General features: G+C 61.2%; 18 protein-coding genes. 7 read left to right on the top strand and 11 right to left on the bottom strand.

All coding sequences use genetic code 11. The features are described from left to right. Nucleotides 1-7 precede the first annotated feature (7 nt). Nucleotides 8-856, top strand: coding sequence for an IclR family transcriptional regulator (locus tag AEP_RS01495; RefSeq protein WP_087493752.1), 849 nt, complete (start codon nucleotides 8-10; stop codon nucleotides 854-856). Nucleotides 857-894: 38 nt separating this feature from the next. Then, nucleotides 895-1,851: a chemotaxis protein gene (locus AEP_RS01490; protein ID WP_087493751.1), complete on the top strand. Its 957-nt coding sequence runs from the start codon at nucleotides 895-897 to the stop codon at nucleotides 1,849-1,851. A 12-nt stretch (nucleotides 1,852-1,863) separates the two neighbouring features. Here AEP_RS01490 and AEP_RS01485 read toward each other — a convergent pair whose 3' ends face one another. Then, the gene (locus tag AEP_RS01485) at nucleotides 1,864-2,445 is read right to left on the bottom strand and encodes an MOSC domain-containing protein (protein WP_087493750.1); all 582 of its coding nucleotides are present in this window, start codon (nucleotides 2,443-2,445) and stop codon (nucleotides 1,864-1,866) included. A gap of 11 nt (nucleotides 2,446-2,456) precedes the next feature. Next, the gene (locus AEP_RS01480) at nucleotides 2,457-3,530 is read right to left on the bottom strand and encodes a 3'-5' exonuclease (RefSeq protein ID WP_232459901.1); all 1,074 of its coding nucleotides are present in this window, start codon (nucleotides 3,528-3,530) and stop codon (nucleotides 2,457-2,459) included. A gap of 97 nt (nucleotides 3,531-3,627) precedes the next feature. Between AEP_RS01480 and AEP_RS20570 the strand changes: the two genes are divergently transcribed. The 3 genes from AEP_RS20570 (at nucleotide 3,628) to AEP_RS01465 (ending at nucleotide 6,174) form a co-directional block, all read left to right on the top strand. Continuing rightward, on the top strand, nucleotides 3,628-4,086 hold the full coding sequence (locus tag AEP_RS20570; RefSeq protein ID WP_157673003.1) for a flavodoxin domain-containing protein: 459 nt from the start codon (nucleotides 3,628-3,630) through the stop codon (nucleotides 4,084-4,086). A gap of 61 nt (nucleotides 4,087-4,147) precedes the next feature. Then, nucleotides 4,148-5,056, top strand: coding sequence for a CoA transferase (locus AEP_RS01470; protein WP_087497130.1), 909 nt, complete (start codon nucleotides 4,148-4,150; stop codon nucleotides 5,054-5,056). Between the two features lie 32 nt (nucleotides 5,057-5,088). Continuing rightward, nucleotides 5,089-6,174, top strand: coding sequence for an acyltransferase family protein (locus tag AEP_RS01465; protein ID WP_087493747.1), 1,086 nt, complete (start codon nucleotides 5,089-5,091; stop codon nucleotides 6,172-6,174). Nucleotides 6,175-6,184: 10 nt separating this feature from the next. Here the strand turns inward: AEP_RS01465 and AEP_RS01460 are convergent, their stop codons facing one another. From AEP_RS01460 to AEP_RS01450, 3 genes are all read right to left on the bottom strand, one after another. Beyond that, nucleotides 6,185-8,062, bottom strand: a complete 1,878-nt coding sequence (locus AEP_RS01460) for a potassium transporter Kup (protein WP_087493746.1) — start codon at nucleotides 8,060-8,062, stop codon at nucleotides 6,185-6,187. A 76-nt stretch (nucleotides 8,063-8,138) separates the two neighbouring features. Further along, entirely contained in the window at nucleotides 8,139-8,825 is a 687-nt protein-coding gene (locus tag AEP_RS01455) for a response regulator (protein WP_087493745.1), read from the bottom strand. Next, a complete protein-coding gene (locus tag AEP_RS01450) occupies nucleotides 8,822-10,336 on the bottom strand; it encodes an ATP-binding protein (protein WP_087497129.1) in 1,515 nt (504 codons plus the stop codon). Before AEP_RS01450 ends, AEP_RS01455 begins: the two co-directional genes overlap by 4 nt. An 85-nt stretch (nucleotides 10,337-10,421) precedes the next feature. Between AEP_RS01450 and AEP_RS01445 the strand changes: the two genes are divergently transcribed. Further along, nucleotides 10,422-11,135 carry a YebC/PmpR family DNA-binding transcriptional regulator gene (locus AEP_RS01445; RefSeq protein ID WP_087493744.1) on the top strand — a complete coding sequence of 238 codons (714 nt, stop codon included), beginning with the start codon at nucleotides 10,422-10,424 and terminating at the stop codon, nucleotides 11,133-11,135. Nucleotides 11,136-11,191: 56 nt separating this feature from the next. Then, a complete protein-coding gene (locus tag AEP_RS01440; RefSeq protein ID WP_087493743.1) occupies nucleotides 11,192-11,872 on the top strand; it encodes a DUF1294 domain-containing protein in 681 nt (226 codons plus the stop codon). A 64-nt stretch (nucleotides 11,873-11,936) separates the two neighbouring features. On the opposite strand, the gene AEP_RS01435 is transcribed toward AEP_RS01440, so the two are convergent. From AEP_RS01435 to glgB, 6 genes are read right to left on the bottom strand one after another with little or no spacing between them, the layout of a single operon-like run. Then, the gene (locus AEP_RS01435; RefSeq protein WP_087493742.1) at nucleotides 11,937-14,417 is read right to left on the bottom strand and encodes a glycogen/starch/alpha-glucan phosphorylase; all 2,481 of its coding nucleotides are present in this window, start codon (nucleotides 14,415-14,417) and stop codon (nucleotides 11,937-11,939) included. Beyond that, nucleotides 14,414-15,883 (bottom strand): glycogen synthase GlgA, encoded by a 1,470-nt coding sequence (gene glgA / locus AEP_RS01430; protein ID WP_087493741.1) that lies wholly within the window; start codon nucleotides 15,881-15,883, stop codon nucleotides 14,414-14,416. Before glgA ends, AEP_RS01435 begins: the two co-directional genes overlap by 4 nt. Nucleotides 15,884-15,906: 23 nt before the next feature. Continuing rightward, complete coding sequence (gene glgC / locus AEP_RS01425) at nucleotides 15,907-17,211, bottom strand: glucose-1-phosphate adenylyltransferase (protein ID WP_087493740.1); 1,305 nt, start codon at nucleotides 17,209-17,211, stop codon at nucleotides 15,907-15,909. A 60-nt stretch (nucleotides 17,212-17,271) separates the two neighbouring features. Then, nucleotides 17,272-18,903, bottom strand: a complete 1,632-nt coding sequence (locus tag AEP_RS01420; RefSeq protein ID WP_087493739.1) for an alpha-D-glucose phosphate-specific phosphoglucomutase — start codon at nucleotides 18,901-18,903, stop codon at nucleotides 17,272-17,274. A gap of 28 nt (nucleotides 18,904-18,931) precedes the next feature. After that, nucleotides 18,932-21,022: a glycogen debranching protein GlgX gene (gene glgX / locus AEP_RS01415; protein ID WP_232459900.1), complete on the bottom strand. Its 2,091-nt coding sequence runs from the start codon at nucleotides 21,020-21,022 to the stop codon at nucleotides 18,932-18,934. Nucleotides 21,023-21,030: 8 nt separating this feature from the next. Further along, the gene (glgB, locus tag AEP_RS01410) at nucleotides 21,031-23,217 is read right to left on the bottom strand and encodes a 1,4-alpha-glucan branching protein GlgB (RefSeq protein WP_087493738.1); all 2,187 of its coding nucleotides are present in this window, start codon (nucleotides 23,215-23,217) and stop codon (nucleotides 21,031-21,033) included. Nucleotides 23,218-23,325: the final 108 nt, after the last annotated feature.

Here is a 23,325-nt window from a genome sequence, read left to right as displayed (position 1 = left end):
ACAAGCGATGACCGACAAAGAATTGAAGCCCCGTGGCAGACGCCCCAAAACCGAAGAGATTGATGAGTCCGGCCTCCCCCCAGAGGACCGTTACCGGGCCCCTGCCCTGGACAAAGGCTTGGACATTCTGGAGCTGCTGGCGAGTCAAGCCCACGGCCTGACCCGCGCGGAAATCGTGAAAGAGATGGACCGGAGCGCCAGCGAGATCTACCGCATGCTGGAGCGCCTGGTGGCGCGACAGTATGTGATGCGCAACCCGTCCGGTGACCGCTATGCCCTCAGCCTCAAACTGTTTGCATTAGCGAACATGCACCCCCCCCTCAGCCGCCTGATTAACCAGGCGTTGCCGGTCATGGACGAGTTCACCCGCAAGGCCGAACAAAGCTGCCACATGGGTGTGTATGACCGCGGCAATGTGCTCATCAGCGCCCAAATCAGCAGCCCCAGCGGATGGAGCTTTTCGGTACAACGCGGTGCGCGCGTGGGTTTGCTCGACACGGCGTCCGGCCATTTGCTGCTGGCGTATGCCAACCCCGACAGTTATCAGCGCATGCTGGCCGAGCACACCCCTCTGGATGGCGAGGTCCCGATTTCGCACGAAAAACTTGCTGCCACCCTGCAGTCCATCCGCGATCAAGGTTACCTGGAGCGGGACAGTGCGCAGACTTTCGGCGTGACGGATGTTTCATTCCCTATCCTGGGACCGGACAACACAGCGCTGGCGACCTTGACCTGCCCCTACATCCGGCGGATTGACCGTCACGTGGGGCCTGATATCGCCCAAGTGCGCCAGTTCCTGAGAGAAGCTGCAAAAACCCTGTCTTTTAGCCAAAGCGCTGTCCACGGAAAGGGTTAAAGTGAAGGTGCCCATCCCCAGTTACCAAAGGCACGACCATGAGCACGCCACTCAACACCAAAACAGCGCCTAGCAGCAGCCACACCGCCGACAGCAAGTTCCAGCTGCTGCTCTTCCGACTCGGTGACTCTGCCGGCAGCGGGCGCAGCGAGCTCTTCGGCATCAATGTGTTCAAGGTGCGTGAAATTGTGGTCGCCCCTGAAATCACCAGCATCGTCAATGCTCCGGCCCATGCCATGGGCTTGGCCAATGTGCGGGGGCAATTGATTCCAGTCATTGACCTGCCCGCCTTGTCCGGTTGCGTGCCCAAAACCAACTCCAAGATCGTGCTGGTTACAGAGTTCGCACGCACAACCCAAGCCTTCCTGGTGGATGAAGTGGTAGAGATCATCCAGCTGGACTGGAAACACCTTCTGGCCGCAGACAACAACAGCTCAGGTCTGCTCTCCGGCGTGGCCCGGATTGATGGCGATGTCGCGGATTCGCGTCTCGCACAGGTGCTCGATGTAGAGCAGATCATCCGCAACGTATTCCCAAATTCACAAACGGACTCTGCCAACAGCAACATCCAGAAAATCAAGCTGCCCGAGGGCACCAGCATCTTGTTTGCGGACGACTCTGCCATTGCCCGCATGCTGGTGGAAGAGAGCCTCAAGACCATGGGTGTGGCTTATTCAGCAGTGAAGAACGGCAAAGAAGCGTGGGAGCGCTTGGGTCAAATCCACAGCGATGCCGTCAACCATGGCAAGCGCGCCAAAGACAAGGTGGCCCTGGTGCTGACCGACTTGGAAATGCCGGAGATGGATGGCTTCACCCTCACCCGCAGCATCAAGAATGACAGCCGCTTTGCAGGCATTCCGGTCATCGTGTATTCGTCGCTCACCGGCAGCGCCAGTGAAGGCCACGCCAGTGGTGTGGGGGCGGACGCCTATGTCGCTAAGTTCGAACCCAACGAACTGGCCAACGCGATCAGCACCACCCTGACCCGGGGTTGAGCATCCTGCGCACTAGCGCAGGTGCTTGAACAACTTGGCCTTGAACAGCTCGGGGATGCCCATCTGCCGGGGCCCGGGCTGCACTGTGAAAGACTCGCCCGCTTCCACAGTACCTGGCACATCCACCGCAAGGTAAAACCCGCAGCGCCCGCTCAGGGCCATGGCTTTCACCGCCGAGCTGAAGCCCATTGCCGCATTGAACTTGAAGCACGGCTCCCGCGGCTGCACCACCCGCAAGGCACAGTGTTGAAACCGCAGCACATCGCCCACCCACACATCCTGCTCCAGCAGACCGGACAACGTGAGGTTCTCCCCCATGGCACCGAGGGGCAGTTGATCATCGATGTCGGCCACGCCCGCCTCCCGACGCGCCTCGCGCCAGAACTCGTAGTGTTCTGAGGGATAGGCGTAGACCGCCTTGTCCAAGCCCCCGTGAACCGACGGGTCGGCCTGTTCGTCGCCCAACAGCCCCAGAGGCATCACCGGCACCGGGCCGGTCACCGTGGTTTTGCGGATCGCCGTCAGAATGCTGCGCCCCTGGATCTGCACCTTGCGGGCAGTGCCGGTTTGCACACTGAGCAGTTGGCAGTTCATGCGCTGACGCCTTACAGCTGTTGATGGGTCGTCTGACCGCTGCGGCTGGAGTACTTCGTCAATGCATCCATCTTCTCGACCTGCACCGCAGCGTGCCGGCCGTGATAGACCTGCTGACGCAGCCAATCAAACTCTGCATGTAACGCAGCGTCGTCACTCAAACGGGTGGCCCACACACGCTGATCGGCATTCCAACGGTAGCCCCGTGCTTTGAGCAGGTCCTTGGCTTCAAACGGTGCGTTCGTCGCGCTTAAGCGATAGCTCGGGTTGCGCGCGGACTGCAGCAAATGGGCCAAGCCTGTACGGTTTGCGCCCGGGGACGTTGACTGGGTTTGCGGCAAAGGGGCGGCCAACACTGCCAGCAAGGCGTGGCAATCCATCTCAGCGCGGTGTGCGTCGTAAAACAAGCCCAGCTCTTGCGCCAGGCTCTCCAGTTTGGCGGAGCTGCGGCCCATTGACTTCCAATCCAGATCAGCAAACGAGCACGCCCAGGGCAGCGCCGCAAAGGCCGGCAGGCGGCTCTCCACAAACGGACGGTCAAACCCTGCGTTGTGGGCGATGACCACGTCCACCCCTTGCATGAGTTCTGCCACGCGCGCCTCATCCAGTGCTTGGCCCTGCACATCTGCGTCCTGAATCCCGGTGATCGCCACTACATCGGGCGGAATGGCTTTGCCCGGGTCCTCCAAGCCGTCATACACCTGCACGGGGCCCACGGGCAGGCCCGTGGCGGTGTCGATATCCACCCTCAATAGGGCGAGTTCGATGATCTTTTCTTTGGCCTGATCCAAGCCTGTGGTTTCCGTGTCCAGCACCAGAATGGTTTTCACCTCGCCCGGCGCTGCGCCGGGCCAATTCAGGCAAGGCTTCAACCTGCGCTGCAGCTTGTAGTCCGGGTGCGCCTCGAGCGTTCGGGCCATGGCTTCCACATCCATGGGCGTCGTCACTGTGGCTGCAGGTGTCACGTGTTTGGCGACTTTGGCTGCCTTGGAATTGCGAGTGGCTCGCTTGGGCGGCTCCAGATCGAGTGTGGGCAATTCAGCCAAGAAAGAGAAGCCGAGTTGGGGATGGGGGGCTTGGGTCACGGGGCACCTGCGAATGACGGGAATCCCGTTGCCGGGAGAGGCCGCCATTATTGCCCCTATCATCGCTGCCAACTGCCCTTCACCCCCAACTACTGCCATGCAAATCACGATTCTTGTCGGCACCGTCAATGGCAACGCCAGCAGCGTCGCCCAAGCCCTGCAATTCTGTGCGGACGACATAGACGCCACCATCGATATCCTGCCCATGGATGGGCTCACCATCAGTGCGTTCGATGCCCCTGGCGTCTTTATCGTTTGCACGTCCACCACCGGGGTGGGCGATGTGCCTCCCAACGCCGCCGGCCTGCTCAACAGCCTGGACACTGAGGCCAAGTTCTTGGGCCATGTCCGTTACGGTCTGGTCGCCTTGGGTGACAGCAGCTATGGCGACAGCTTTCTTGGCGGCGGCAAACAGTTTGACGCCAAGCTGCAAGACTTGGGGGCCCGCCGAGTGGGCGACATCTGCGAGATTGACGCGATGGAGACGATGCAGCCCGAGGAAGACGCAGTGGAGTGGCTCAAAACCTGGGCCGTCCAGTTGGCGACACTTACTTAACAAAAAGGCCTCCAGCGCAGGCAGAATGTGCGCGAGCAGCTTCTTTTTTGATAGCAAAATCATGCCCGAACCTATTGCCGCCAAAGCCATCCGCCCGCTCAAGGGCACCCGCATACTAAGCTTGGCACTCAACCTGCCGGGGCCCGCTGCGCTGATGCGCTGCTGCGACATGGGTGCGACCTGCGTCAAGCTGGAGCCTCCTGCCCCCGCAGGCGCACCGGCCGGATCCTCCGGCGACCCCATGGGCCTGTACAACCGCAAAGCCTATGACCAGATGCACCGCGGCATGCGGGTGCTGGCCGCCGACCTCAAAACCGAGAAAGGCCAGCAGGCACTGCACAAAGAACTGGCCAAGGCCGACGTTCTGCTGACCTCCTTCCGGCCCAGTGCGCTCAGAAAACTCGGGCTGGAATGGAAGGCCCTGCGTAAGCAGTACCCCCAGCTCTCCATGGTCGCCATCGTGGGGGCACCGGGCGAGCGCGCCGAGGAACCCGGCCACGACCTCACCTACCTGGCTGAAAACGGCTTGGTAACCGGCCTCGACTTACCCCCTACCCTGTATGCCGACATGGGCGGTTCGCTCATGACCAGCGAAGCCGTGCTGCAAACCCGGTTGCACCAGCACCAAAAAGGTAAGGGAGTGTTTCTGGAAGTCGCCCTCTCCGAGGCGGCCGCTTACCTCGCCCTGCCCCGCAGCTGGGGCCTGACATTGCCGGGTTCTGCAGTGGGCGGAAGCCATGCAGGCTACCGCGTCTACCCTTGCAAGGACGGGCGCGTGGCACTTGCAGCGCTGGAGCCGCATTTTTCCAAGGCGCTGGCTGAGGCCGCGGGTCTGCGACAATCGCACCCCTTGGCCATGTTCTCCCCAGAGACCCATGCCGCCGTTGCCGCTTTTGTGGCCGGCAAAACCCGCAAGCAGCTTGATGCGCTTGCCACATCCAAAGACATACCCTTGTTCACGCTGGCTTAAAGAGGCCGGCGGGGCCCTTTTTGCTTGCATTGATGACCGCCGTTCGCCTGCCCGCCCGCCACCAGTTCCGCCTGATCGATATCCTCAAAGTCGTTGCAGCCCAGTGCATCGTGCTGCATCACTTTTCCGCCTACGGGCCTTTGTCTGAAGCCGCGTCGGACGCCCTGCCCGATGTGATGGCCTGGCTCTATGACAACGCCCGCATGGCCGTGCAAGTCTTTCTAGTGGTGGCCGGTTACCTTGCCGCCCGCAGCTTCGCCCTGACCAAACGCCCCGCCACCGCCATGCTGATGGGCCTGTGGCAGCGCTACGTGCGGCTGGCGTTCCCCTTTATTGCAGCATTGCTGCTCACTGTGCTGTGCTCGGCGCTGGCACGTCCATTTCTGGACACGGCAGTGGTACCCGCCGCGCCTACTTTCACCCAGTTTTTGGCCCACGCCAGCTTGCTGCACAGCGTGCTGGATGTGGAGTCGCTCTCGGCGGGCGTGTGGTACGTGGCCATTGACTTCCAGCTGTACGCGGCTCTGGCATTGCTGCTCTGGGTGAGCCGGGGCAAACGCTGGCTCAGCATGGGCTTGGTGGCACTGCTGTGTATCGCCTCGGTAACCTGGTTCAACACCGATGCCAGCTGGGATGCGTGGGCCTTGTACTTCTTCGGTGCTTATGGCCTGGGTGCCTTGGCCTGGTGGGCCGGGCTGCGGGCTCGCCACGGGCTCTATGCCATCGTGCTGTATGCCACTGCCTTGAGCGCGGGCCTTGCATCGCTCACCGTGAACTTCCGCGAGCGCATGGCCCTGGCCATCAGCGTGTCAGCCGTGCTGGCCAGCTTCGGCAGTTGGCAGCTACGGCTGCCCCGGTGGCTGGACTACTTAGTGGGTCAACTCAGCCGCACTTCGTATGCACTCTTTCTGGTGCACTACTCGGTGTTGCTGTTGGCCAATGCCGCTTGGGCCGAGTTGGGCTGGGAAGACGGCGATGCCGCCCTGTTCTTCATCGCCGGCAGCTGGTTTGTGGCGCTGGGCGTGAGCTACCTGTTTCACACCCAGGTGGAGCAGCGCATCGAGCAGTGGCGCAGCGCGCCCAAGCCCGTGCTGCAAGGCCCCACGGCCCGCCCCTAACCCCCCGCCCTTAAATCTGCACCCGGGTTCCGAGCTCCACCACACAGTTGTCGGGCAGGCGGAAGAAGTCCGCTGCATTGCCGGCATTGCGTGACATGAGGGCAAACATGCGCTCGCGCCACAAGGCCATGCCGTGCCCCTTGGTGGGCACCACAATTTCCCGGCTCAAGAAGTACGAAGTTTCAAACAGGTTGATGGCAATGCCATGCGCCTTGCACAGCTCGAGCGCCTGCGGGATGTCCGGGTTGTTTTTGAAACCGTAGTGCACCTCGACCCGCCAGAAGCCACTGACCAGCGGCTGCACCTTGACGCGCTCTTCAAATGGAATCCAGGGCACGTCATGGAAGACTACCGTCAGGATGATGTTGCGCTCATGCAGCACCTGGTTGTGCTTGAGGTTATGCATCAAGGCTTGGGGTACCGTGTCCGGGTTGGCCACGGCGTACACGGCGGTGCGGGGCACCAGATGCATGCTATCCTGGCTCAGCGACTGCACAAAAGGCAAGAGTTCAGGATCGTCCTGACGCAAGGAACTCAACAAGAGTTCGCGTCCGCGACGCCATGTGGCCATCACCATGAAGATAGCCGCGCCCATGACCAAGGGGAACCAACCACCTTGAAAGAACTTGAGCGAGCAAGCCACCACCAGCATGCCGTCCACGATGATGAAAAAGGCAGTCGACGCGATCGCCAGCGGCAAGGGCAGACGCCAGCCCTGGCGCACCACAAAGAAGGTCAGCACCGTCGTAATCAACATGGTCACAGTGACTGCAATGCCATAGGCGGCAGCCATGGCCGACGAGCTGCCGAACCCGAACACCGCCAGCAATACGGCCACCAGCAGCAACCAGTTCACCCCGGGCATGTAAATTTGGCCAGCCTCTTTGGCAGAAGTGTTGATGACCTGCATGCGTGGCAAAAGCCCCAGCTGCATGGCCTGGCGGGTCATGGAATAGCATCCGGAAATTACGGCTTGCGAAGCAATCACCGTTGCGAGCGTCGCCAGAACCACAGCAGGAATCAGCCAGGCTTCAGGAAACATGCGGAAAAACGGACTTTCCAGGGCAGAAGGGTCACGCATCAGCAAAGCGCCCTGGCCCATGTAGTGGATGGCCAGCGCTGGCAGTACAAGGCCGGTCCACGCCCATTGGATAGGACGCTTGCCGAAATGCCCCATATCGGCGTACAGCGCCTCGGCGCCGGTGAAAGCTAGAACGATGGCACCCAAAGCCACAAAGAGGTGCCAACCCTGTGCCGCGAGAAACGAGAATGCGTTTAGAGGATTCAGTGCCGCAAGTATGGCTGGCTCCTGCGCAATCTGGGCCACCCCCGTCGCTGCCAACACGCCGAACCACACCACGATCACCGGTCCGAAAAATTTGCCTACTGCCGAGGTGCCGAATCGCTGGAATGCGAACAGCGCGATCAACACACCGGTGCAGATAGGCAGCACATAAGGCTTGAACGCAGGGGTTATCACCTCCAAGCCCTCCACCGCACTCAACACCGACACGGCGGGCGTCAGCACACTGTCCCCATAGAAAAGGGCTGCCCCCATGACCCCGATGAGCAGCAGCGTGATGCGACGGCGCGGCGTGGTACCGGCCGCTTTGGCCGCCAGGGCGGTGAGCGCCATGATGCCGCCCTCCCCGTTGTTGTCCGCACGCAGTATGAGTAACACGTACTTGAGAGTGACCACCAGCATGAGGCCCCAGAACACCACCGACACCGCGCCTATGAGGTGCTGTGCATCCAGCGGGATGCCCGTGGCGGGTCCGAAGATTTCCTTGACGGTGTAGAGCGGGCTGGTGCCTATGTCGCCGTACACCACACCCAGTGCGCCCAGTGTCAGCGCGGCAGTGCCGCCATGATGTTCTGCATTCCGCATACATTCTTTGAGAGTTGTAAGGACTCTCACTGTGCGCCTGAACGCATCAGGATCGCATAAGGAACGGGTGCGAGGGCTACACCGTGGCCAGCCGGTAGCCCACGCCCACTTCCGTCAGCAGGTGGCGGGGCTCCGCGGGGTTGCGCTCCAGCTTGGCGCGCAACTGGCCCATGTAAAGCCGCAGGTAGTGGGTGTGGTCCACAAATTCGGCACCCCACACATCCAGCAACAGTTGCCGGTGGGTCACCACTTTGCCCGCACTGCGCACCAGACGGGCCAGGAGATTGAATTCGGTGGGAGTGAGGTGCAGCTCCGCACCTGCCAAGTGCACCGAGCGGGCTTCAAGGTCGATCTCCAGCCCATCCAAGGTGTGGCGCGTAACCGCCGCGGCCACGGTGGTGCCCCGGTGGCGCAGCGCCACGCGGATGCGGGCTAACAGCTCTGCCACGCTGAAGGGTTTGACCAGATAGTCGTCAGCCCCGGCATCCAGCAGCTGCACTTTTTGCGCCTCTTGGTGTCGGGCCGATACCACCAGCACCGGGAAGTTGTGCGTCAGCCGGACGCGCTGCAAGAGCGCAGCGCCATCGCCATCCGGCAGGCCCAAGTCCAGCAACATCAGGTCAGGCGTGGCGTGCTCCACCATGGAGCCGGCCTCGCTCAGCGACACCGCCGTGCGCACCGTGAAACCCTCCAGGCTCAGGGCCTGGCGCATCATCTCGCGGATGCTGCGATCGTCTTCCACCACCAGGACTTGCAAGCTCATACGGCATCTCCCGGCGGGGCCAAGGGTGGCTCTGCCGCCAAAGTTAGGCACACCCGGAAGCTGTTGCCCCCAGCCTGGCGGGCCCGCAGGCTGATGCGGCCGCCATGGGCCAGCGCAATAGCGCGGCACAGCGCCAAACCCAAGCCCGCGCCCTGTTTTCCTGACCGATCGCCGCGGGAATAAGGTTCAAAGATTTGCGTCTGCAATTCTTTGGGAATTACAGGGCCACGGTCCTGCACTAGGATCTGCATGTGGCCGTTACACACGCGCACTTTGAGGTCCACCGCGTCTTCGCTGTATTTCAGGGCGTTATCCAACAGGTTGTCCAGAAGCTGCGCTATCAACACGGCATTCACCCGCACCAGCGGGAGACCCGCAGCCAAATGCAAGCGCAAGCGTGTTCCTCCACCCGCCTGCCGCTGACGCGCCACACAAGCACCGGCAATCTCTTCCAACGATTCCCAATCCAGCGCCAGAGGCTGGTCGCTGTTGGCCAGTTGCACGAGCTGCAAGGTGTTTTCGGTGAGGCGCGACAAATGGGTGGCCGAGAGCACAATACCGTCCAGCAAGGTGGCTTGCTCATCCGTCGTCATCTTGTCGCGCTGGGTGCGCAGTGAACTGGCATTGCCTACCATGGCTGCGAGCGGTGTACGCAAGTCGTGCGATACGGCCGCCAGGAAGGTGTTTTGCAGTTGCTGACGGGTGCTTCGCTCGTCGGCCATGGCCATCTCACGACCCAAGCGCAAACGCTCCAGGGCTTGGGCGATCAAAGCACAGAGGGCTTGGGCATGTTCCCGTCCTGCATCATCCGACGCCTCGATGTTTTGCACACAAACCGCTCCATGCATCTGCTGCCCGCTTCCCAAGGGCAGATACCAGGCATTCAGGCCGGGCCAACGACCGGTACCGGGCCCCAACACTGCCGCTTCACGCATGGCCGCACGCAGACCGTCTTGCATCGAGGGCGTGATCTCGGTAGCGGCATCGACTCCCGACAGTTGCCGGTCAGATTGCAGAGCCAGCACGGTAGGTCCGTCAAAGGCCTGCGCCACATGCCGTGCGCCTGCGCGGGCTGCGGCAGCGGCGTCAGTGCAAAGCGCGAGCTCTGACGCCAAGGTTTGCAACTGCTCGGCACGGCGGGCATGCAAACGGGCCAGTGCCGTGTTGCGGCGCAGGCGCTGGCTGAGCTGGCTGATGACCAGTGCCACCACCATCATGACGACCAGCGCCACCAAGTGTTCCTGGCTGTCCACAGCAAAGGTCCATCGCGGCGGCACGAAAAAGAAATTCAAACCCACCACCGCCAGCACCGCGCAGGCCATGGAGGCAGCAGCTGGCAATACGTAGGCGCCGACCACCACGGCCAGCACATACAACATGGACTGGGTCATGACGGTGATGTGCGCTTCCAGCAACAGACCAACGCCAGTTGGCACGGCCAGCAGCACCAGGAGCCAAACTGCATATCGGCCAGTACGGTTATCGGGAGTAAGCGTGGTGCTGTTTGTCATGATGGAGCAGCGTATCACCGCGGGTATCAGGATGGCATAAGTGCCCAAGTAAAATCGCGCCTTACAACTCAAGGAAAGACTCGCTATGGGCGCGCAATGGAAAGCAAAGGGCAAAGCCCTGGTGGCCGATGCCAAGGGCCGGCTGTTTACCAAGCTGGTGAAAGAAATTACAGTGGCCGCCCGTGGCGGCGCGGACCCCGCTGCCAACGCCAAGCTGCGCTTGGTGGTCGAGCAGGCCCGCAAGGTCTCCATGCCCAAGGAAACGCTGGAGCGCGCCATCAAAAAAGGTGCCGGACTGACAGGCGAGGTCATCAACTACGAACACGTTATCTACGAAGGCTTTGCGCCGCACCAGGTAGCGGTGATGGTGGAGTGCCTGACCGACAACGTGAAACGCACCGCCCCTGAAATGCGCGTGTTGTTCCGCAAAGGCCAGCTGGGCACCAGTGGCTCGGTGGCATGGGACTTCAACCACTTGGGCATGATCGAAGCCTCCCCTACCGCGGCCGACTCGGACGCTGAAGTGGCCGCCATCGAAGCCGGGGCACAAGACTTTGAAGCCGGTGATGAAGAAGGCAACACCGTGTTCTACACCGACCCGGCTGACCTAGACCTGGTCGCTCGCGCCCTGCCTAATTTCGGCTTCAACGTGCTCTCGATGAAGCTGGGCTACAAGGCCAAAAACCCGGTCGACCCCACCAGCCTGAACGCCGAAGCGCTGGAAGAAGTGGAAGCCTTCCTGGCCGCCATCGACGAAAACGACGACGTGCAAAACGTGTACGTGGCGCTGGCAGGTTAGCGAATTGTTCAGAGTGCCACGTCGCAGCATAGCGACGGGCACTGGCAGGGAGTTTCATGAAAAAGCAAGGCAAAGTGGTCCGCTGGGACGATCAGCGCGGGTTCGGCTTCATACGCTGCAATGCGACCAGCCAGGACATCTTTTTTCATATCCGGGACTGCGCAGGCGGGATACAACCGCCCGTCAATTCCACCGTTGAGTTTGAAGAAATTCATGTAGGCGGCAAGGGCCCCAGAGCCATGGCGGTCCGGACCATGCAGGCTTACCCGTCCGGGGCTGCTGCGCGTCACGACAGGCTGCGCAACCAAGCAAGATCACGGTCACCCCATGTGACCCACAGAAGGACAACTTCTCAGGACGGACCCGCTCCGTCAGCCATGGGGGTCGGCAGCTTGACTTTGATCTGGCTGCTTTTGTTGGTTTGGGGCGCACTACAACATCGCATCCCGCCTATTGCGTTGGCAGGCGCATTCGTCATTAACGCCCTTACCTTCTTTGCTTACTGGGTAGACAAGCATGCCGCCCGCAAAGGCCAGTGGCGAACCAAAGAAGACACTCTGCACCTGTTCGGCTTGTCCGGTGGCTGGCCCGCTGCGAGACTGGCGCAGCAAGTGTTGCGACACAAAACCGTCAAGCCCGGTTTTCAGGCGATGTACTGGCTGACGGTGTGGGTACACCTCGCCGCACTGGGCGCCTACGTATTCTGGGACCGGATCAAACCGCTCCTGAATTCATAGCTGCCCGCGCATATTACACGGGCGCCAGAGGCAGATTTGGCTCAAATCCGCCTCTGCACACCTATCAGGAAGCCAGTTCCAGCGGTTTGCTCTTCCAGATCTTGTCAGCGTATTCGCCGATCGTGCGGTCCGCAGAGAACGGGCCCATGGCGGCTACGTTGCGCAGGGCCATGACAGACCAAGCCTCTTTGCTCTGGTAGGCCACATCCACCTGCTCTTGTGCAGCGATATAGGCCGCGTAGTCGGCCAGCAGTAGGTAGTGGTCGCCCCAGTTCACCAGCAGGTCGTAAATGCTCTGGAAGCGGCCGGGCTCGTCCGGGCTGAAGACGCCATCGCGGATGGCTTCCAACACCACAGTCAGCTCGGGATTGCCCTCAGCAATCGCGCGTGGCTGGTAGCCTGCAGCGCGGGTGGCGGCCACCTGCGGTGTGGTCAGACCGAAGATGAAGATGTTGTCGGCACCCACGTTCTCCAGGATTTCGACGTTGGCACCGTCCAGCGTACCGATGGTGAGCGCGCCGTTGAGGGCGAACTTCATGTTGCCGGTGCCGGATGCTTCGGTGCCCGCGGTGGAGATTTGCTCCGACAAATCGGCCGCGGGGATGATGCGCTCGGCCAAGCTCACGCTGTAGTTGGGGATGAACACCACTTTGAGCAGGTTGCCCACGCGGGGGTCGTTGTTGACCACGCTGGCCACGTTGTTGATCAGGTGAATGATCTGCTTGGCCATATGGTAGGCCGATGCCGCCTTGCCGGCAAACACCACCACACGGGGCACCGACACCGAGCCGGGGTTGTTGATGATGCGCAGGTAACGGGTCACCACGTGCAGCACGTTGAGTAGCTGGCGCTTGTATTCGTGAATGCGCTTGACTTGCACGTCGTAGAGCGCATCGGTCGGGATGGTCAGGCCCATGTTGGCCTGCACCCAGGCAGCCAGGCGCTGCTTGTTGACCAGCTTGGCGCCCTGGAAGGCCTCGATCACCTTGGGGCTGGTCAGCACCGCATTCAGGCCGCTGAGCTGGGTCAGGTCTCGGCGCCAACCGGTGCCGACCTGCTTGTCCAGCACGGCCGACAAGGCCGGGTTGGCCTGCGCCAGCCAGCGGCGCGGGGTGATGCCGTTGGTTTTGTTGTTGAAGCGCTCAGGCCAAAGATTGGCAAAGTCAAAGAAGATGCTTTCCTTCATGAGCTCGGAGTGCAAGGCCGACACGCCGTTGACCGAGTGACTGGTCACCACCGCGAGGTAGGCCATGCGCACACGGCGCTCGCCAGCTTCATCCACCAAACTGACCTTGCGCAACAGCTCGGGGCTGCCGCCGCGCAGCGATATCTGGTGCAAAAACTGGGCGTTGATGTCGTAAATGATTTGCAGGTGGCGCGGCAGGATGCGGCCCATCATCTCGACTGGCCAGGTCTCCAGTGCCTCGTGCATGAGAGTGTGGTTGGTGTAGCTGAACACGCCCTGGCAAAGGCGCCAGGCATCCGCCCAGGGCAGGTGGTGCTCGTCGAGCAGCAGGCGCATCAACTCAGGAATCGCCAGCACCGGGTGGGTATCGTTCAGGTGGATGCTGACCTTGTCGGGCAGGCTCTCAAAGTTGTCGTGGGTGCGCAAGTAGCGGCGCAACAGGTCTTGCACGCTGGCGCTGCAGAAGAAGTATTCCTGGTGCAAGCGCAGCTCGCGGCCGGAGGGCGTGGAGTCGTCCGGGTAGAGCACGCGGGACACGTTCTCGGAGTGGTTCTTCGTCTCCACAGCGGCCATGTAGTTGCCGCGGTTGAAGGCGCCCAAATCAATCTCTTGGGTAGCCTTGGCGGACCACAGACGCAAGGTATTGGTGGCCTTGGTGGCATAGCCGGGAATGATGGTGTCGTAAGCCATGGCCTGCACGTCGTGGCTGTCCACCCATTGGTAGGCGTCGCCCACTTTCACCACATGGCCACCGAACTGCACGCGGTAGTTCACCTCGGGGCGCGGAAACTCCCAAGGGTTGCCGTGGGTGAGCCAGTAGTCCGGCACTTCCACCTGGCGGCCGTCCACAATGGTTTGCTTGAACATGCCGTAGTCATAGCGGATGCCGTAGCCAAAGCCGGGGATGTTCAACGTGGCCATGGAGTCCAGGAAGCAAGCGGCCAAGCGGCCCAAGCCACCGTTACCCAACGCAGCGTCGGGCTCCAGCTCGGTCACCGCGTCGATGTCCACCCCAAAGTCAGCCAAGGCTTGCTTGACCCGCTCGCGCAGGCCCACGGCCAGCATGGCGTTGCTGAAGGTGCGGCCGATCAAGAACTCCATGCTGAGGTAGTACACGCGCTTGGCGTCCTGAGCGTACTGGGCGCGGGTGGTGGTCATCCAGCGCTCGACCAGCTGGTCGCGCACGGCATAGGCGGCGGCGTGCAACCAGTCTTCAGGGCGGGCTGCTTCCGGGTCTTTGCCCACCACAAACATCAGTTTGTTGGCGATGGAGCGTTTCAGGGATTCGAGGTCGCGCCCGGGCGCATCAAATTCAAAAGTCACAGGGGCACTCGCAGTAGGGGAAGAGGTGTTGGTCATTCTTGAATCAACCTTTGGTAAAGGTGGGTGTAGTGCCCGGCGGCGGTAGCCCAGTCGAAGGCAAGCTTCATGCCGGTTTGGCGTACGCGGTTCCATTCCGCCTTACGGTGATAGAGGGCAAAGGCGCGGCGCACCGCTTTGCGGTAGGCGGTTTCGTCAAACGCATCAAATACAAAGCCGGTGGCGGTGCGGTCTTCCAGGGTTTCGAGATCGCTGTCCACCACCGTGTCTGCCAAGCCGCCTACACGACGCACCAAAGGCAGGCTGCCGTATTTGAGGCCATACATTTGGGTCAGGCCACAGGGCTCAAAGCGCGAGGGCACCAGGGTCACGTCACTACCGGCGAATACCCGGTGGGCAAAAGATTCGTCATAGCCCAGCTTCACGGCCACGCGGCCGGCGTGGGTTTTGGCGCGCTCGGTGAAGGCCTGCTCCATCCAGGTGTCGCCGCTGCCCAGCACCAGCAATTGGCCACCACGGGACACAATTTCGTCCAGCCCGGCCAGCACCAGCGGCAGGCCTTTTTGTTCGGTGAGGCGGCTCACCACAGCGAAGAGCGGCGCATCCGGCTCAATGGCAAGGCCCATGGCGCCTTGCAGCATGGCCTTGTTGATCGCTTTGCCTGCCATGTGGCGGGCGTCAAAATTTTGTTCCAGCAAGGCGTCGCTGGTCGGATTCCAGACTGTGTCATCCACTGCATTCAGGATGCCGCTCAAGGCATCACGCCTTGCCATCAGCAAGCCGTCCAGCCCGCAGCCCTGCTCCGGCGTCTGGATTTCGCGGGCATAGGTGGGGCTCACGGTAGTGATGTGGCTGGCATAAAACAAGCCGGCTTTCATGAAGGAGAGCTGGCCATGGAACTCCATGCCCTGCACGTGAAAAGCTTCGCCCGGCAGGCCCAGGTCGCCAAAGTATTGAGGGCCAAATACGCCTTGGTACGCCAGGTTGTGCACGGTAAATACCGAAGGTACCCGCGTGGCGCCGCGGTCGGCCCAGAGCTTGAGGTAGGCGCTGGCCAAACCTGCGTGCCAGTCGTGGCTGTGCACCAGTTGGGCGCGCCACAGGCTGTCCATGCCATGTGCGAGATGGGCCGCCGCTTGGCCTAGCGCCGCGAAACGGCGGTGGTTGTCGCCATAAGGCTGCTTGTTGGCATCTTCATACGGATTGCCCGGACGCTCATACAGGCCCGGCGCTATCAGCACATAAGCGCCCTGCTGCATGTCGCCGCGGGCGAGCGCCGGCAAGTCGCCATAGACAACTTCCACCATTTCGCCCCACGGCATCACAAAAGCGCCCACCGGGCTGGGGTTGCGCAAACCCGCCACGATGGCCGGAAAACCCGGCAGCAGCACCCGCACATCGCAGCCGGCTTCATGCAAAGCCGCCGGGAGCGCACCGGCAATGTCAGCCAGCCCTCCGGTTTTGAGCAGAGGGAATATTTCGGCACTGACTTGCAGGATGCGCATGGGCAGTCTTTCGTTGAACTAATTTATTGGGCTTCCAGCCGCTTGAGCATGTCTTTGGTCACCAGCACCACACCGTTGTCGGTGCGCTCAAAGCGTGCCGCATCCGCCACCGGGTCTTCACCGATCACCAAACCATCCGGTACTTCCACACCCCGGTCAATGACCACACGGCTCAAGCGGCAGCCACGGCCGATGGTGACTTCCGGCAGCAGCACGGCTTGGTCAATCACGCAGAACGAATGGATGCGAACGCTACTGAACAACACCGAGTTGCTGACGATGGAGCCCGACACAATGCAGCCGCCCGACACCATGGTGTTAATGGCCTGGCCGTGCTTGCCGTCTGCGTCCTGCACAAACTTGGCAGGCGGCAACTGGCGCTGGCTGGTCCAGATGGGCCAATTGGTGTCGTAAATATCCAGCTCAGGGGTGACCGAGGCGAGGTCGAGGTTGGCTTCCCAAAAGGCGTCGATGGTACCCACATCGCGCCAGTAAGGCACGGCGTCCGGAGTGGATGACACACAGGACATGGAGAAGGGATGGGCCACCGCCCTGCCCTCGCGCACCACGCGAGGAATCACGTCTTTGCCGAAATCGTGGCTGGACTCAGGGTTGGCCAAATCGTCTTCCAGCAGGTCGTACAGATACTTGGAGTCGAAGATGTAAATACCCATGCTGGCCAGAGACACCGCGTCGTTGCCTGGCATGGCAGGCGGGTTGGCAGGCTTTTCCACAAACTCGGTGATCTTTCTGGTGCCGTCAACGGCCATCACACCAAAGGCAGTGGCCTCTTCGCGTGGCACTTCAATGCAGCCCACGGTGCAGCCAGCGCCGCTCTCCACGTGGTCTTTGAGCATCAGCGAGTAATCCATCTTGTAGATGTGGTCGCCGGCCAGCACCACCACGTACTCGGGCTTGCTGCTTTGGATGATGTCCAGGTTCTGATAGATCGCATCGGCCGTGCCGCGGTACCAGTGCTCCTCGTCCACCCGCTGCTGAGCGGGCAAAAGGTCGACCATCTCGTTCAGTTCAGCACGCAAGAAGCTCCAGCCACGCTGCAAGTGGCGCAACAGTGAGTGCGACTTGTACTGGGTGATCACGCCGATGCGGCGGATACCGGAGTTCACACAGTTGGAGAGCGCAAAGTCAACGATACGGAACTTGCCACCGAAATACACCGCCGGTTTGGCGCGGCGGTCGGTCAACTGCTTGAGGCGCGAGCCGCGGCCACCGGCCAGCACCAGGGCGATGGTGCGTCGCACCAGCATATGGGGCTGCATGTGGCGCTCTTGGAGCGCGAGGTTGCGGGCGTTGTCTGTAGTGCTCATGGTTTTGTCTCCTGTCGCTTGGTTTTGATGAGATGAGAGTGAGGCCTGCGCTTCTGCGGCTCAGGTCGTCACAGTGGGTTGGTTCATGCCGGTGAAATGGCGGATGCGGGCTACTGCCTCCGCGAGCGCGATCAACGGCTGCAAGGCTTCTTGGGCTGGGATGTCCTGACGGGTGGCATCGGGCTCATGGCGCTCCAGATAAACGCGCAAGGTGGCCCCCTCGGTGCCTGTGCCGGAAAGGCGGAAGACCACGCGCGAACCATCGGTGAGCACAATGCGCACACCTTGCTTCTGGCTCACGCTGCCATCCACCGGGTCGGTATAGGCAAAGTCGTCCGCAAAGGCCACCGACAATCCGGCAATGGAGGTGCCACCCAAGGTGGGTAAAGACGTACGCAGGTCGCGCATCAGCGCATCGGCCTGCTCGGTGGGAATGCCTTCGTAGTCGTGGCGGGAATACACACAACGGCCGTATTGCGCCCAGAGCTCGCGCACCAGCACCTCCACCGATTTGCCGCTGGCGGCAATCAGGTTGAGCCAGAACAGCACGGCCCATAGACCGTCTTTTTCGCGGACATGGCTGGAGCCGGTTCCGTAGCTTTCTTCGCCACACAAGGTGACTTTGCCGGCATCCATCAAATTGCCGAAGAACTTCCAACCGGTGGGCGTCTCAAAACACGGAATTCCCAGCGCCTTGGCAACGCGGTCCACAGCAGTGGAAGTCGGCATGGAGCGCGCTACACCGGCAATGCCAGACTGGTAGCCCGGCACCAAGGTTGCATGGGCTGCGATCACGGCCAGGCTGTCGCTGGGCGACACCACAAACTTGCGGCCCACAATCATGTTGCGGTCAGCGTCACCATCGCTCGCAGCACCCATGTCAGGCGCATCGGCGGCGAACAAATGGGCGATCAGGTCTTCGGCATTCACCGGATTCGGGTCCGGGTGCAAACCACCGAAATCTTCGAGTGGTGTGCCATTGACCACGGTTCCTGCGGGAGCACCCAGCTCGCCCTCCAGCAAGGCTTTGGCATAGGGGCCGCCCACGGCGCACATGGCGTCATAGCGCAGGGTAAAGCCGCCCGCAAACAACTTGCGGATGGCGTCAAAGTCAAACAAGCCGCGCATCACTTCGGCATAGTCGGATACGGGGTCAATCACCAGCACCTCGGTGCTGCCGATGTGCTGGCTGCCCAAAGTGTCCAGGCTGATGTCGGCCGTATCCATGGTGCGTATCTCACGAACGACCTTGGTGCGTTCGAAAATCGCCTCGGTGACCTTCTCAGGTGCGGGGCCGCCGTTGGCCACGTTGTATTTGATGCCGAAGTCACCCTCCGGACCACCGGGGTTGTGACTGGCGGACAGCACGATACCGCCACTGGCGCCATGGCGGCGGATCACAGCACTGACTGCAGGGGTCGACAAAATGCCGCCCTGCCCGACGAGTACCCGGGCATAGCCCTTGGCTGCTGCCATACGCAAGATGGTTTGAATGGCCACGCGGTTGTAAAAGCGGCCATCGCCCCCCACCACCAGCGTCAAGCCGGCAGCATCCGGCAGCACATCGAACAAGGCTTGAACAAAGTTTTCCAGGTAACGGGGCTGCTGGAACACGGTGACTTTTTTGCGCAGGCCCGAAGTACCGGGGCGCTGGCCGTCAAAAGGCGAGGTAGGTATGGTGATGCGTGACATGGTGGTGTGACAGTGGTTGGGTTTGAATCTAGAAAACAGGCCGCACAGCGCTAAGCAAGACCAGACTATCTGCTTGTACCGTGAATAGGGGACTGACCGTTGAGGCGGGTTCGGTACCGACACTTTCCAAGGCTGTATCCAGGCAGAGATACCAATCACCCGTCGGCAAGGTGAATGCTTGTGCCGAGGCCGATGGGTTGAGCAGCAACAGGACCGCTTCTGAAGTGCCGAGCTGCAATTGAACCGCCAATGGTCCACCCTGAGGTGCTTCCCAATCGCCAGCTTCCAAGGTGCGACCGTCGGGCAATGCCCACATTGCCACCGGGCCGGACCCGGCTTCACCGGCATGGCTGCGCCACCATCCGGTGGCCTGCAAGGCCGGCAGCGCACGGCGTAACGCAATGGAACGGGCGACAAAAGAGCTCAGGTCGTGGCGGGCGGCTTCCCAATTCAGCCAAGTGGTGGCGTTGTCCTGGCAATAGGCGTTGTTATTGCCGCACTGGCTGTGGCCCAGCTCGTCACCGGCGAGCAGCATGGGCGTGCCCAGCGAAAACAGCGTGGCGGCCAACAAAGTGCGGCGATGGCGTGCACGGGCTTGCACTACCTGCTCATATTCACTGCCCCCCTCCACTCCATGGTTCACACTCAGGTTATGGCCATGGCCGTCGCGATTGTGTTCTCCGTTGGCTTCGTTATGACGATGGCAGTAGCTCACCACGTCCATCAGGTTAAAGCCGTCATGCGCCGTCACAAAGTTCACGCTGCTGTGCGCCGCGCGACGAAATGGACTGAAAGCCTCTGCGGAACCGGCCAGGCGGTTGGCCAATGCACCGCGGTGGGTGCTGTGTTGTAGCCAAGCGCTTCGCTGCGTATCGCGGAAACGGTCGTTCCACTCCAGCCACCCCGGCGGAAAAGCGCCCAGCTGATAGCCGCCGGGGCCGATGTCCCAAGGCTCAGACACCATCACGCAATTGCGCAGCGTCGGGTCTTGTGCGATCGCCATCAACAAAGGGGCATGGGGGTTGAAGCGGTAGTCTGTCTCCGCAGTTCCACGGGCCAAGACGGGCGCGAGGTCAAAACGAAAGCCATCCACCCCATAGTCCGTGACCCATGCGCGCAAGCTGTCCATTACGGTGCGCAAGACCACCGGATGGTTCAGATTGACGCAGTTGCCGCAACCCGTCCAGTTGAGGTAACGGGAAGCATCAACAGGTTCGAGATGGTAGTAAGTGCCGTTATCGATGCCACGCAAACTGAGCATGGGGCCGAATTCATCGGTCTCACCAGTGTGGTTGTAAACCACATCGAGAATCACCTCTATTCCTGCTGCGTGCAAAGCATCGACCATAGCCCGGAACTCGGTGCGCGGAGTGCTGCCGGCAGTGCCGCTCCAATAACGGCTTTCCGGCGCGCTCCAGGCGATGGGGCTGTAACCCCAGTAGTTGGACAAGCCCAGGCGCTGCAAACGCTCTTCATCGGCACGGAAGGCCACGGGCATCAGGCTCAAAGTGGTGACGCCCAGTGCCTTCAGGTGTGCAATGGCTGCAGGATGCGCAAGGCCCGCATAGCTGCCCCGCAGCGTCTCAGGCACGCCCGGATGCAGCCGGGTGAAGCCTTTGACGTGCAGCTCATACATCACACGTTGCTTCGGCAGCACCACCGGCCCGGGATTCGCCGCTGGCAGGGGTGCACAAACGCGTGCTTTCAATGCGGTGGCGGCATTGTCCCGGCTATCGGGCAGCTGCCGGCCGCGCGCGGAATCCGGCGCATGTGCCCAGTGAAGGTCCGAACCGTCATAGCGCCCCAGCACCTCGCGGGCGTAGGGGTCCAGCAGCAACTTGGCAGGATTGAACCGGTGGCCACGCTCGGGCGCCCATGGCCCATGGACACGAAACCCGTACACCTGCCCTGCACGACCCGCGGGCAGAAGGCCATGCCACACATCGCCTGTTTTGGCGGGCAAGGGCAAGCGCTGCAACTCGGTCACGCCTGCCTCATCAAATAGACACAGGTCCACCGAAGTAGCGTTAGGCGCAGCCAAGGTGAAATTCACACCCTCCGGCGTGAGGGTGGCGCCCCACTCGGCAGCATTTCCCGGCAGCATGCTCAACAAAGACATGGAACGACTCATTCTTCTCCGGGAATGAGCACAAGGCATGCCAGCGGCGGCAAAGTAATGACCAGCGACTGACCCAAGTGATGCGCTGCGACCGGCTCGGTGCTTCGCGCGCCCGAACTCAGGCTGCTGCCGCCATACACACCGTTGTCGGTGTTGATGACTTCGCGCCAGGCCCCTGCCACTGGTACGCCGATGCGGTACCCGGGTCGAGGCACAGGTGTGAAGTTACAGACCACCACCACCGCCCGGCCGTCTTTCGCCCGCCGTTGAAAGGCGATAACGGACTGTGCGGAATCGTCATGGGCAATCCACTCAAAACCTTCTGACTGCACATCCTGCTCATGCAACGCAGGGAACGCACGGTACACGCGGTTCAGATCACGCACCAAACGCTGCACCCCCTGATGCGGCGCTTGTTGCTCCAGATGCCAGGGCAGCTGGGAGCCGTCGGCCCACTCTGTGGGCTGGGCCAACTCGCATCCCATGAACAGCAATTTTTTGCCGGGGTAGGCCCACATGAAACCGTACAGCGCACGCAAATTCGCAAACTTTTGCCATTCGTCCCCGGACATCTTGCCGAGCAACGACGCCTTGCCATGCACCACTTCGTCGTGTGACAGAGGGAGCACGAAGTTCTCGGTGAACGCGTACATCAACCCGAAGGTGAGTTGGTTCTGGTGGTACTTGCGGTGTACCCCGTCCATGGAGGCGTACTCCAGGGTGTCGTGCATCCAGCCCATGTTCCATTTGTAATGAAAGCCTAGGCCACCGCTCTGCAAGTCCGGAGACGGCGGACGGCTCACACCGGGGAACGCAGTGGATTCTTCTGCGAGTGTGATCGCTCCAGGACGCTCGGTACCCACCACATGGTTCATGCGGCGCAGAAACTCAATCGCCTCCAGGTTCTCTCGACCACCGTGTTTATTGGGAATCCACTGTCCTGCAGCCCGGCTGTAGTCCCGGTACAGCATGGATGCCACCGCGTCCACCCGCAAGCCATCAATACCAAAGCGCTCCAGCCAGTACAGTGCATTGCTCACCAGAAAGTTGCGCACTTCGGTGCGACCGAAGTTGTAAATCAGCGTATTCCAGTCCTGGTGAAAGCCTTCCTTAGGGTCAGCGTATTCATACAAGTGGGTGCCGTCAAACTCGGCCAAGCCATGTGCATCACTCGGAAAATGGGCAGGCACCCAGTCCAAAATCACACCCAGCCCTGCAGCGTGGGCAGCATCCACAAAATACTTGAAATCCTCGGGCGTCCCAAAACGCGAAGTGGGCGCAAAAAGCCCCAAGGGCTGGTAGCCCCACGATCCGTCAAAGGGGTGCTCACTCACCGGCAAGAGTTCCAAGTGCGTGAAACCCATCTCACGCGCATAGGGCACCAAGGAGTCGGCCAACTCGCGGTAATTCAGCCAGCGCCATCCATCGGCCTTACGCCAAGAGCCCAAGTGCACTTCATAAATGCTGAGTGGCTGCTGCAGGCCATTCGCGCAGACGCGGTCACTGCCCATGGGCAGGCGGGGCAACAAGCCGCAAACCACGCTGGCAGTATCAGGCCGAAGCTGCGCTGAAAACGCAAAAGGGTCTGCCTTGGTAGTGATGGCATCGCGGGCGTTCCATATCTCGAACTTGTAGAGATCACCCTTGCTCACATGCGGAAGGAATATTTCCCAGACACCGCACTCCCGTCGCAGCCGCATGGGATGCCTCCGTCCATCCCACCCGTTGAAGGAACCCACCACCGACACCCGTTTGGCGTTCGGGGCCCACACGGCAAAGCTGGTGCCGTCGATTCCGCACATTTGGGTTGGATGCGCGCCAAGGCACTCATAGGGGCGCAAATGGGTGCCTTCAGCCAGCAGCCACAAATCCATTTCCTGAAGAACAACCGGGAAGCGATAAGGATCTTCCATCACGGAGACACCCGCATCAGCATCCTGCCAATGAACCTCCAGCCGGTAGTCAGGGATGGACGTTGCGCCGGGTAGCACCAGTGTGAAGACGTCCGTGCCCTCGTGACGAAGCAACTCGCCGATCACCTCGCCGGTGTCACGGTCCGTGGCCCGCACGGTCTGAGCAGCAGGAAACAGTGCACTGATTCGCACGCCACCGGCATCAACGTGGGGCCCGAGAATGCTGAAAGGATCTGCATGTTGGGCCCGCATCAAGGCACCCAGGTCGTGGTCTGTCAGCATATGTCTCTCACATTCACCTGTGCTCATGGGCAACAGGTTTGTCATTGGTTTAAATCACAGCTTATTCCATAAGTCTTCGAAAAAGCGTGCCGGACCCCACGCGATTCA

It is taken from the genome of Curvibacter sp. AEP1-3, assembly GCF_002163715.1.
Lineage (GTDB): Bacteria > Pseudomonadota > Gammaproteobacteria > Burkholderiales > Burkholderiaceae_C > Allorhodoferax.
The sequence above is the reverse complement of the archived record's forward strand: the minus strand, read 5'-3'. Positions and strand labels throughout refer to the sequence as shown.

What these genes read in the sequence shown, in the direction of transcription:
- AEP_RS01495 (WP_087493752.1), top strand. Translation starts at nt 8, where the DNA reads ATGACCGACAAAGAATTGAAGCCCCGTGGCAGACGCCCCAAAACCGAA.
- AEP_RS01490 (WP_087493751.1), top strand. Translation starts at nt 895, where the DNA reads ATGAGCACGCCACTCAACACCAAAACAGCGCCTAGCAGCAGCCACACC.
- AEP_RS01485 (WP_087493750.1), bottom strand. Translation starts at nt 2,445, where the DNA reads ATGAACTGCCAACTGCTCAGTGTGCAAACCGGCACTGCCCGCAAGGTG.
- AEP_RS20570 (WP_157673003.1), top strand. Translation starts at nt 3,628, where the DNA reads ATGCAAATCACGATTCTTGTCGGCACCGTCAATGGCAACGCCAGCAGC.
- AEP_RS01470 (WP_087497130.1), top strand. Translation starts at nt 4,148, where the DNA reads ATGCCCGAACCTATTGCCGCCAAAGCCATCCGCCCGCTCAAGGGCACC.
- AEP_RS01465 (WP_087493747.1), top strand. Translation starts at nt 5,089, where the DNA reads ATGACCGCCGTTCGCCTGCCCGCCCGCCACCAGTTCCGCCTGATCGAT.
- AEP_RS01460 (WP_087493746.1), bottom strand. Translation starts at nt 8,062, where the DNA reads ATGCGGAATGCAGAACATCATGGCGGCACTGCCGCGCTGACACTGGGC.
- AEP_RS01455 (WP_087493745.1), bottom strand. Translation starts at nt 8,825, where the DNA reads ATGAGCTTGCAAGTCCTGGTGGTGGAAGACGATCGCAGCATCCGCGAG.
- AEP_RS01450 (WP_087497129.1), bottom strand. Translation starts at nt 10,336, where the DNA reads ATGACAAACAGCACCACGCTTACTCCCGATAACCGTACTGGCCGATAT.
- AEP_RS01445 (WP_087493744.1), top strand. Translation starts at nt 10,422, where the DNA reads ATGGGCGCGCAATGGAAAGCAAAGGGCAAAGCCCTGGTGGCCGATGCC.
- AEP_RS01440 (WP_087493743.1), top strand. Translation starts at nt 11,192, where the DNA reads ATGAAAAAGCAAGGCAAAGTGGTCCGCTGGGACGATCAGCGCGGGTTC.
- AEP_RS01435 (WP_087493742.1), bottom strand. Translation starts at nt 14,417, where the DNA reads ATGACCAACACCTCTTCCCCTACTGCGAGTGCCCCTGTGACTTTTGAA.
- glgA (WP_087493741.1), bottom strand. Translation starts at nt 15,883, where the DNA reads ATGCGCATCCTGCAAGTCAGTGCCGAAATATTCCCTCTGCTCAAAACC.
- glgC (WP_087493740.1), bottom strand. Translation starts at nt 17,211, where the DNA reads ATGAGCACTACAGACAACGCCCGCAACCTCGCGCTCCAAGAGCGCCAC.
- AEP_RS01420 (WP_087493739.1), bottom strand. Translation starts at nt 18,903, where the DNA reads ATGTCACGCATCACCATACCTACCTCGCCTTTTGACGGCCAGCGCCCC.
- glgX (WP_232459900.1), bottom strand. Translation starts at nt 21,022, where the DNA reads ATGTCTTTGTTGAGCATGCTGCCGGGAAATGCTGCCGAGTGGGGCGCC.
- glgB (WP_087493738.1), bottom strand. Translation starts at nt 23,217, where the DNA reads ATGCTGACAGACCACGACCTGGGTGCCTTGATGCGGGCCCAACATGCA.